Genomic DNA, 9,562 nt, shown 5'->3' on the forward strand with positions numbered 1-9,562 from the left:
TTATATATCAACATCAAAACGCTGTAACTAAGAAACCTACACAAGATAGAACTAATATTTTTGTTAACAAAAACAAAATACACAACTAGCTGTTTTTAAATGAATTTTTATTTCAACCTATATTAAAAACCTCCTTAAGTGATTGATTATTGATTTTTTTATTATCGATAAATATCTCATTGACCTGAGTCAATATTGGTCGCTGATCGATCTTATTTTCTAGTGACACTTCCCCACTAATCCATACAGAATGAACCGCACATTGCTCATTTCCAACCACAAAGCGACACTGGTCAGAATCTAATGCTTTAATGAGAGAAGCATGAAATGGGCGGGTACATCTTTCCATGCTCGGCCAATGAAATAGTGCGATCTTTTGATCGGCGACCAGCGCCTGATTAAGTTTTTCAACCCAGCCCGGTCTCTCTGGCGTAACGAGAGAAAAATCCGCGACAAGCAGCACATCAAAGGTGTGATCATTCTCTCGGCCTCTCAACATCGTTTGTGGGATCAACGTATCGGCTCTTGAGAGAGACTCGGGTTGTACGTCACGCACCAACCCTCTTACTTGGTGATAAACGGCCCGCAAGCCAAAATACACACTTCGTACATGCGAGATAGATTGACGTGTCAGTGACGAAGCTTGATCCAGTGCAAACGCCAATGGAACATCCGGCAAGATCTTAGCCACCGCATGCTGACCATAAAAGGCAGTCACACGCTTGATTAAATCCGTATCCGCAGCACAGCGAACCGGATCCCACATGCCAACCTCAGCCAAAACCTGCTGACGGAACAAAAACGATGAGTGACTATAGTGAATAAGCTTTTCACTTGGACGCCAATTTTGGGTCACGCGCAACTGCGCATCTACCCGCACCCAATGAGTGCAGACTCCCATCACGTCTGCATGGGCAAGCAAATACGTCATTTGTTGGGCGATTTTCTCAGGGTGCGACCAGTCATCTGCATCATGGGTGGTAATAAAATCCCCTCGAGCAGCCTTGGCACCTGCATTCCGCGCCGCATAGGCACCTTGGTTAGAAGGCTGACGCAACAATTCAATACGTGCATCCCGTGCTTGCCAAGCCTTCACCTTAGCGACCGTATTATCATCCGAGGCATCATCGATAACCAATATCTGCAGAGATTGCCACCGTTGGGCAACCAAGGATGAAAGGGCAATATCAATGCTATCTTCCGCATTATAAACGGGGATAATCACCGTCACTAACGGGCCCTCGACCGGTGTTGTCGGTGAGGTCGTCACATTGCGGAGCAGTAGACAATCATCGCTATTGAATGTTTTGATGGGCGCAAACTCATGGCGTTCAAAGACGTGATTAAGCATGGATAAACGTTGCTGATCCTCACTGTGAGCATTCGCCCACGCCAACATAAAATCAGCGTCTTGCTGCCATTGCGCTGAAAATGGCGCCAATACGTCGTGCATTGCTGCCACCCCATCACAACGATAGTGCGCGAAGGCATGTAACAGTATCGCCGCTTTTCGCTCATGGTAGTCGTCTGCAAGCGGCAACAAGGATGCTGAGTATGTGCGATAGGCACACCACTGTTGATGGAAAAAAGCCCATCGCGCCAACTCGTAGTAACTGTAAAAAGCCAACCGCCTCGACGTCGTTGAAGGCTTTGCCCAACTCGTCAACTGAGCGAGTGCAGTCTGCGAAAAGCCTCCCCAAAGCGCATCTCTGACCTGTTTAAGCTGATACGTTTCTTCCCACTGCTGTTGGTTAACCAATCGCCCTTCATGGCAGCCGTGGTAACTATAGTGCAACAACGGATTGATACCGGCCTGCGCAACATCTGGATACATCGCCAAGTAAAACTGAGATGAAAACGTCGGCCCGGGGTCGGCTCCCTGTGTGGCATGCTCTATATAGTGTTCAGCACAGGCCTTATCGCTTAAATCACAAGGTAGCTGCTGCGCCTTTTTGTACCAACTGAGATCAAAATAAGGAGAACCAAGCACTGTGGTAAGCGCTGCATCAAAGGTATCCGAACGCGCCACACTAGACGACGCCATCCCAGACGACGAACCAAAAAAAAGCGCCAAGCGATGCTTGGCGCGTACAAGAAAAGAACGACTCATAACAATACATCAACCATGAGTAAGACAACGTTTTAGCCAGCGTTTAGCGCGCTGTTGATAACTCGTCGATGAAAGCGGCTCGCCATTTGACACTGTCAGTTGCACACTCGCGATAGGCACACAGTGCGCATCGGTCTGTAACGACAACTGCACAGGCGCATCGCTTTGTTCATCTAACTGATATCTCACACTAAAGCCGCACGGCGATTGCTGCCAATACGCTGACGGATAGTTTTTATCCGGGAACAAGGTCGCGAGTACATCTTTTCGCTCGCGTGCAAACGCAAAGGTTTCACGTTTTGTTCCTTGGCTGACCACTAACTGCAATGGGCTTTCCGTTTCATCCAGCCAACCGGCCCAGCCGGACAGCCGCAATGTATTCTCTTCAACAATGAGCTGATTATTCACGGGCGAGTCTAAATGAAAACACACACGATCACGCCATTGTTCAGGCAACTGGCGCGTTACGCGTACACACTTTGCCTGCTCACTCAGCGAGTTTTTTGCCAAATGCTTGGCATACGCACTGGCACGTTCGGGAGTACGAGCTGGCACCCCCAATGCGTGCGCCTGTGGCCACTGCAGTTCTACCGGAAAATAGCCGCTATCAAAAAATGCCTGAGCAATGTCTGCGCGATACGACTCAGGAACAAAGGAGTCCAACGCAACGTCTGTAAAACCGGCTTGCTCTCTCCACATCGCCACAAGCTCTTGATGCAAACCTTGCTCGAAGATCTTTTTCGTCACTTTATCAATTGTTGCCGAGGTGTAGAGCTCATCAACAATCGCTTGTATGGCGGGGCTGCATGCAAGCTGGCGTTGTTTAATACGGTAATAGCATTGATCGCCCGATAACGTCTTAATGTCGGTTTGCTCAAATAAACGCCGTGCGATGGTGCTTTTACCCGTGCCCGGTTTATCCATCAGCAAATACGCATAAGGGCGGCATTTTCGTACATGCACCACATAACGTTGTAATGGATCACCGGCTTGCTTGACGCTATGACCGACCACTTTCCACGCATAGTCTTTAAGCATGCTGCCAAGCTTCACTCGGGTAGGAAATAAACGCTCATCGATCGCGCGTTTTACCGGTATAAACGCATCCTTATTTCCGGGAGCAATACTAATTTCAAGCACCAAAACCCCTTGGGGGTCAAGCTGTTGCATTATTTGATGGATCAAAGCTTCTTGATCGTCTGCATAATGTAACGCAGACAAAAAGGTGATCACATCGAAAGGACCTTCGGGCAATGTTTGCCAAGACTGGCACAAGAATTTTCCCTCAGGAAACCGCAACGATGCCCTTCCAATCGCTTCTTGTGATTGATCGATCCCTATCACACTTTTTGCGCCTTCAAAAAGCGCATAACCACAAAAAAAACCTTCATTACACCCGACATCTAAAAATCGTTTCGCGTGTAAATCAGGTAATCGAAGCGCGGCTAACTTGTCTAATGATTTAGACCCTCCCTTAACACCGGGAAAGGTTTGATACTGCATAGAATTAACACTATGTTGGGGCGCAACTTTCGTTGCACGTTAATCGAACACGGCAACAGCCCAATAAGCTAAAGCAAATGATGGTGCGCCCCAAACCCAGGCAGCGCACCATACTGATCAGCTAGGCTGTTTCTGCTTCTGTTTCTGGTGCACCTTGTGCCACCTTCACGGTCGGCTGCTGTGAGATAGGCGTATTATGATCTTTTTTATACACCTGCTCAAAACAGTAGTTTGTGGCATCAATATACCCTTCAACACTACCACAATCAAAACGCTCACCTTTAAATTTGTAAGCCAGCACACACCCTGCTTGAGCCTGCTTGAGCAGCGCATCGGTAATTTGAATTTCGCCGCCCTTGCCTGGCTCGGTTTGCTCAATTAATTCAAAAATATCAGGGGTAAGTATATAACGGCCAATAATAGCGAGGTTACTCGGCGCCGTGCCGGGCTCTGGTTTTTCAACCATATCATCAACCCGGAACAAATCATCTTTAATCGCTTGCCCTGAAATCACACCATATTTATGCGCTTGGTCCTCTGGCACCTCTTGTACCGCCACAATGGTGCAACGGAACTGGTTATACAAGGCCACCATTTGTGCTAATACGCCTTGTTGCTCATTCACGCACAAATCATCGGCTAACACGACTGCAAAAGGTTCATCACCAATCAAAGGACGGCCAGTCAAAATGGCATGGCCAAGGCCTTTCATTTCACGTTGACGAATAAAGGTAAAATTCGCGGAGTCAATCAAACCACGAATATCATCTAGCAGGGCCTCTTTACTGGTGCCTTGAATTTGATGTTCTAACTCATAGTTCTTATCAAAATGGTCCATCAACGCCTGTTTGCCACGGCCAGTAACCACACACATATCGTTCATACCGGCTTGAATGGCTTCATCTACGCCATACTCAATCAACGGCTTGTTCACCACCGGCATCATTTCTTTTGGCATAGATTTTGTTGCCGGTAAAAAGCGCGTGCCATAACCAGCGGCAGGGAACAAACATTTTTTAATCATGAAAGGACTCTCCTAGAACTGACAATTATTTTACAATTTAATATTTAGGCTAAAGACCATATTATCGATGAGTAACTCTTTCTTTTTGAGCGTGCCAATTGAGCAAAGTCTCTAAGCTAGGGTTTTCTAGCCACTTACGACACGCTTCACTTAATCTCGGCCGATAACTTTGGGGAAGGGAAGGCCACATTTCATTCAACGAGTCTAAGCTGCCCAAGGATAAATGATCCTGAAAATAAGCTTGCTGTCGCTCAATATCATGACACCGTTGAGCCTCACTTCGCTGCAAGGTTGCAGCTAGTTGTGCTACTAAATCTGATTCCGTAACCGGAACTACCACCTTGGCTGCAGCTAAAAACTCAGTGGCTGGTGTAACTTGCGCCAATACACTAATACCTAAGCCTATCGCATCCACCATTTTTGCTGGCAACTGGTATTCAGCCACCATACTGTCACTCGATTGCATCAATACACAAACATCGGCTGCAGCTAACACATCGGGCAAGGAAAAATAATCTTGGTTAGCTAAAAAGCGATACTCAACGTCTTTAATAGACAACAACTCTTGCTTTAAAGTTGGATCATCAAACTCGCCGACAATCATAAAAACCACGTCGCTCCGCTGCAATTGAGCAATCGCTCGTGCAGTCTCTAGTAGGCCTTTATGGCGTCTTGGTGTACCGCAAAACATAACCACTTTTTGCTCAGCCGCTACATTAAGAGCCTTTCGGCTGCGCTGATAACGTTGAGGGTTATAATAGAACTTTTTTTCATCACGTACATGAGGCAGTAAATGACCGCCATATCGTGCTTGTAGTGCTGGATTAGAAACACTGATCACAGGCCAACGCAAACACTCTGCAACTGATAAACGAGTCCATCGGCCGTTGTGAAGATTCTTTAACTCAGGTAACGAAATACCTTGCCTTTGTAGGGCATCCCACCCTTCTGTCTCAGTTGATTGAGAAAAGCCTAACTCCTCATCATCAATATCAACCACAATGTCAGCACCCCAAATCCACTCATATAAGCAACCTAAAACTAAGTTGGGTAACCGTGGCTTAGAAAGATGTACTCTCTGATAGGGATGATGTAATACAAACTCAATCGCTTGCTCTATAAAATGGTTTTCCTCGCTCACTTGGAACGTATGCAAGGAAAAAGGTAGATTGCTGATGGGCGGCCACAACGTGCCGCCCCAACGTATAAACAAACAACCTATAATATCTACCGGCTGACCTTGAGTAGCGTAAGCCTCGGCTAAAGTCACCGCCCGCCCAGCAGGGTTATGAGATAGCTCCCAGCTACATACAGCTACCTTATTATCGTCTAATCGCAATTGAGGCACACGTTGTAAGCAATAGGCAAGATTAAACAATACCGACGAACATAATATGTCAGGGCAAAGTGGCAAATAGTCGATATAATGTTGAGCTGCAGACTGCCAATGCTGTGCTCTCATATCATCATTAGCCTTAACCAAAAGGTTAGCGTTTATCATAGGTAATACTTAATTCTCGGAACAAGCCAGCACCGAAACTGGCTTGGTAGCAAAGAGAAGCTCAATCGCTACCAAATAGATCACGTGTATACACTTTATCGGCAACGTCTTCTAGCACCGAGTCAAAGCGGTTAGAGACAATCACATCGGCCAATTGTTTAAACTCGTTGAGATCGGTCATTACCCGGCTATTAAAGAAGTGCTCTTCTTTGAGCTCTGGCTCATACACCACCACTTCAATCCCTTTGGCTTTAACACGTTTCATAATGCCTTGAATCGCCGATGCGCGGAAATTATCCGACCCAGATTTCATCACCAAACGGTAAATACCGACCACTTTCGGCTCTCGCGCGACAATTGAATCGGCAACAAAGTCTTTGCGCGTCCGATTTGCTTCAACAATCGCTTGAATCAGATTGTTAGGCACATCTTGGTAATTAGCCAATAGTTGCTTGGTATCTTTAGGTAAGCAATAGCCACCGTAACCAAAACTCGGGTTGTTATAATGGTTGCCAATACGTGGGTCTAAACCAACGCCTTGGATTATTTGCTTGGCATCTAGACCATGCGTTGCGGCATACGTATCTAGCTCGTTGAAGTACGCCACGCGCATCGCTAGGTAGGTGTTCGAAAATAGCTTAATTGCTTCTGCTTCAGTGCTGTCTGTAAATAGCACTTCCACGTCTTGTTTAATCGCGCCCTCTTTTAACAAGCTAGCGAATCGCTCCGCACGCTCGCTGCGTTCACCGACAATAATGCGCGATGGATGGAGGTTATCGTACAGCGCTTTCCCTTCGCGTAAAAACTCTGGCGAGAAGATAATATTCTCAGTGGCAAACTTTTTACGCACCGCCGCAGTGTAACCCACTGGCACCGTTGATTTAATAACCATTACGGTATCAGGGTTAATCGCCAACACATCTTGAATCACCGCCTCAACCGAGCTGGTGTTAAAGTAGTTGGTTTTCGGATCATAATCGGTCGGCGTGGAAATAATGACAAACTGAGCATCTTGATACGCTTCTTGTTTATCCAGCGTGGCGCGAAAATCTAATGCTTTGTGCGCTAAAAAGTCACTAATTTCTTTATCTTCAATCGGTGACATTTTGTCGTTTAACAAATCGACTTTACGGGCATCAATATCCAACGCCATTACTTGATGATGCTGAGCCAATAGCATCGCATTTGATAAGCCAACATAACCAGTGCCAGCGACCGCTATCTTACACTTACTCATAACTTTTATAAACATACCTTCCATAAACCAAAATATATATTTTGCTTAGACAAAAACCTAAACTTCAAACAAAAAAATCTGTAACTAATGCGGAAGAATAGTCATTATAAAATGATAAACCACGAACTAACCCACAGTTAAGAAACCTTATCATTTGGATATTCAGTTATACGAAGCATCGTTAAGGCAATACTGAGACAGCTCATAACTGTCTTAACCTCAACCACATTTCTATAAATACCTTTTCTAACAAAACAAACCACTTTTTCAACATCAAATATTCTAGATATTTCAGTTTTACTATAGGCTTCTTTTAAATATTTTTCTATCTTTACTTTTTCTTTCTCGACAAAATCCCACTGCCAAGACTGTATTGAGCGAGGAGACGCACCCGATTTAAATTGTTTTTGTTGTTTGAGTCCATAATGATCTACCAACAAACTAGACCAACTGTCATTTAAAAAGGGCAGTTCTAATAGATTGGGGGCAGCAACCTTCATCATATTAAAGTGCGTTGTCTCTGCATTTCTAAATAATGGACTAAGGCTGAAAGTTTGGCGAGCAATATGGGTGCTAAGTAATGGCATCAGCTTGACGCGCCCTGGGACTTGCTGCGCAAGCAAACCATTCCAATGAGTCAGGCGATTTTCTATATAAAATTTTTCTGGCAGTATATCCAATCTATAATGTGCGTTTTTATCGATCCAATTAGATATAGATTCTACTTGAAAGTTTCGCATCTCTGGAGTCAGTATTCCAAGCGGATCTATCTTTTGGTGATAATTAATCCATCTATTCAATAAATCTGTTTTGTTGTCATTGATAAACTCTAAATTTTTAAACTGCTTTGCATGGCCACCTGGGCCTCTATATAACTCTCCTCCAAAACCTGTAATATCATAAGATAGCCCAGAAACACTACCTGATACACCGTCCCACAAACAAAGACCTCCAGCAAACCTAGTATTAGACTGAATGAGCATTCGCCATATTTTGTCGCTCTCTTTTCGAGCATCTTGAGTTTGCGAAGGATAAATAGCTTTATGCTTAACACCAGCTACTTTTGCAACATTTTTAGCACATTCGATTTCTGGGCTATTAAGAGGACCTTTAGTAAAAGTTGTTATCACATCTTTTAACCCCGCATAAAGCGCTATTGATAATATCAACCTAGAATCTTTACCTCCAGTCAAGGATAGCCTAATACTTTCATCCTTGGCACAAAAATTTGCCAAATTTTCGGCGGCCACATCAACAAGGCTTTTCCAGTCTACGTCATCAGGGTGTTTAAATCCGTCTGTAGAGTCTCCAATTGGCCAAATTGTATTATTAAATCTTTCACATTCGCCTTTACTAGAAGACCCCAGCATAGCTGAATAAAAACAGCTCGGATTTATCAAGCGAATACCTGACCATACAGTCTCATCAAAGAATACATTTGAATGACCGATTAGATAACTTAAGCTAGTTAAACTCACATCAGTATTTAGTACATACTTTAGCATATGGACTGAGTTTGATAAAAAGTTCACGCCATTTTTATGTGCTTCATACAGCGGATAGGAGCCCGTGAAATCCGAAAAGCCCATAAGCCCATATTTCAAGGATATAGAAGCTAAATTGAAAGCTCCACCCAGCTTATCAAAAAGACGGTCTCTACCTTCGCTTATAAGAGCATCAAATAAATCACAGGCCCCTACCCCGTCTTTAAAAAAACTAGAGCATGGTCCATTAATTGCCATTGCCCCTTTGTTATTTATAATAAACCTTTTTTCTATTTCACCTACGGTGTCGCTAAAAACTAAAGCACCCCACTTCCCATTGGCAGATATTTTTGCTACTGTTTCTTTAACCTCAAAGTTAACATTTATACTGTTTACGGATAACTTTGAGAACAACTCTTTAACTTCATTATTTTTGCCAGAGAAAAACAAATAAGAAATCATTAAGACTCTTCTCCACTTAAATAAATTGCAAAATATGACTCAGCCATAGCCTTTACAGATGAGCTCTTCATCTCCATCTGATAATTTATCACATTCCTAACTTTTAAGATAACTTCTTCACTATTCAAGTTATAAAAACAGTCTTTTATTTTCTCTATATTATCGTTCGGAAACACCCAGCCAACATCGTTATCTTTTATTCTTGTTGATACAGTTTCAAAAGGAAGCGAGGCACATGGGA

General features: G+C 44.1%; 7 protein-coding genes. All 7 read right to left on the reverse strand.

The window, feature by feature from the left end; translation table 11 throughout:
* Positions 1 to 112: 112 nt before the first annotated feature.
* Positions 113 to 2,110 (reverse strand): glycosyltransferase family 2 protein, encoded by a 1,998-nt coding sequence (locus tag BZG84_RS15805; RefSeq protein ID WP_077678467.1) that lies wholly within the window; start codon positions 2,108 to 2,110, stop codon positions 113 to 115.
* Positions 2,111 to 2,119: 9 nt separating this feature from the next.
* Positions 2,120 to 3,613: a methyltransferase domain-containing protein gene (locus BZG84_RS15810; protein WP_077678468.1), complete on the reverse strand. Its 1,494-nt coding sequence runs from the start codon at positions 3,611 to 3,613 to the stop codon at positions 2,120 to 2,122.
* A gap of 121 nt (positions 3,614 to 3,734) precedes the next feature.
* Positions 3,735 to 4,637, reverse strand: coding sequence for a UTP--glucose-1-phosphate uridylyltransferase GalU (galU, locus tag BZG84_RS15815; RefSeq protein ID WP_077662132.1), 903 nt, complete (start codon positions 4,635 to 4,637; stop codon positions 3,735 to 3,737).
* A 61-nt stretch (positions 4,638 to 4,698) separates the two neighbouring features.
* Positions 4,699 to 6,138, reverse strand: a complete 1,440-nt coding sequence (locus BZG84_RS15820) for a glycosyltransferase (protein ID WP_077678469.1) — start codon at positions 6,136 to 6,138, stop codon at positions 4,699 to 4,701.
* Positions 6,139 to 6,199: 61 nt separating this feature from the next.
* On the reverse strand, positions 6,200 to 7,375 hold the full coding sequence (locus BZG84_RS15825) for a nucleotide sugar dehydrogenase (RefSeq protein WP_077678471.1): 1,176 nt from the start codon (positions 7,373 to 7,375) through the stop codon (positions 6,200 to 6,202).
* Positions 7,376 to 7,512: 137 nt separating this feature from the next.
* The gene (locus tag BZG84_RS15830) at positions 7,513 to 9,321 is read right to left on the reverse strand and encodes a hypothetical protein (protein WP_077678470.1); all 1,809 of its coding nucleotides are present in this window, start codon (positions 9,319 to 9,321) and stop codon (positions 7,513 to 7,515) included.
* Positions 9,321 to 9,562, reverse strand: a 242-nt coding sequence (locus tag BZG84_RS16420) for a hypothetical protein (protein WP_206744479.1), incomplete at its 5' end; no start/stop codon positions are given. The genes BZG84_RS16420 and BZG84_RS15830, both read right to left, overlap by 1 nt.

Source organism: Salinivibrio sp. PR932, assembly GCF_001996125.1.
Classification (GTDB): Bacteria; Pseudomonadota; Gammaproteobacteria; order Enterobacterales; family Vibrionaceae; genus Salinivibrio; species Salinivibrio proteolyticus.

Bases quoted from the DNA above. Each gene is read 5' to 3' on its own strand.
- BZG84_RS15820 (WP_077678469.1), bottom strand. From the start codon at position 6,138: ATGATAAACGCTAACCTTTTGGTTAAGGCTAATGATGATATGAGAGCA.
- BZG84_RS15830 (WP_077678470.1), bottom strand. From the start codon at position 9,321: ATGATTTCTTATTTGTTTTTCTCTGGCAAAAATAATGAAGTTAAAGAG.
- BZG84_RS15825 (WP_077678471.1), bottom strand. From the start codon at position 7,375: ATGAGTAAGTGTAAGATAGCGGTCGCTGGCACTGGTTATGTTGGCTTA.
- galU (WP_077662132.1), bottom strand. From the start codon at position 4,637: ATGATTAAAAAATGTTTGTTCCCTGCCGCTGGTTATGGCACGCGCTTT.
- BZG84_RS15805 (WP_077678467.1), bottom strand. From the start codon at position 2,110: ATGAGTCGTTCTTTTCTTGTACGCGCCAAGCATCGCTTGGCGCTTTTT.
- BZG84_RS15810 (WP_077678468.1), bottom strand. From the start codon at position 3,613: ATGCAGTATCAAACCTTTCCCGGTGTTAAGGGAGGGTCTAAATCATTA.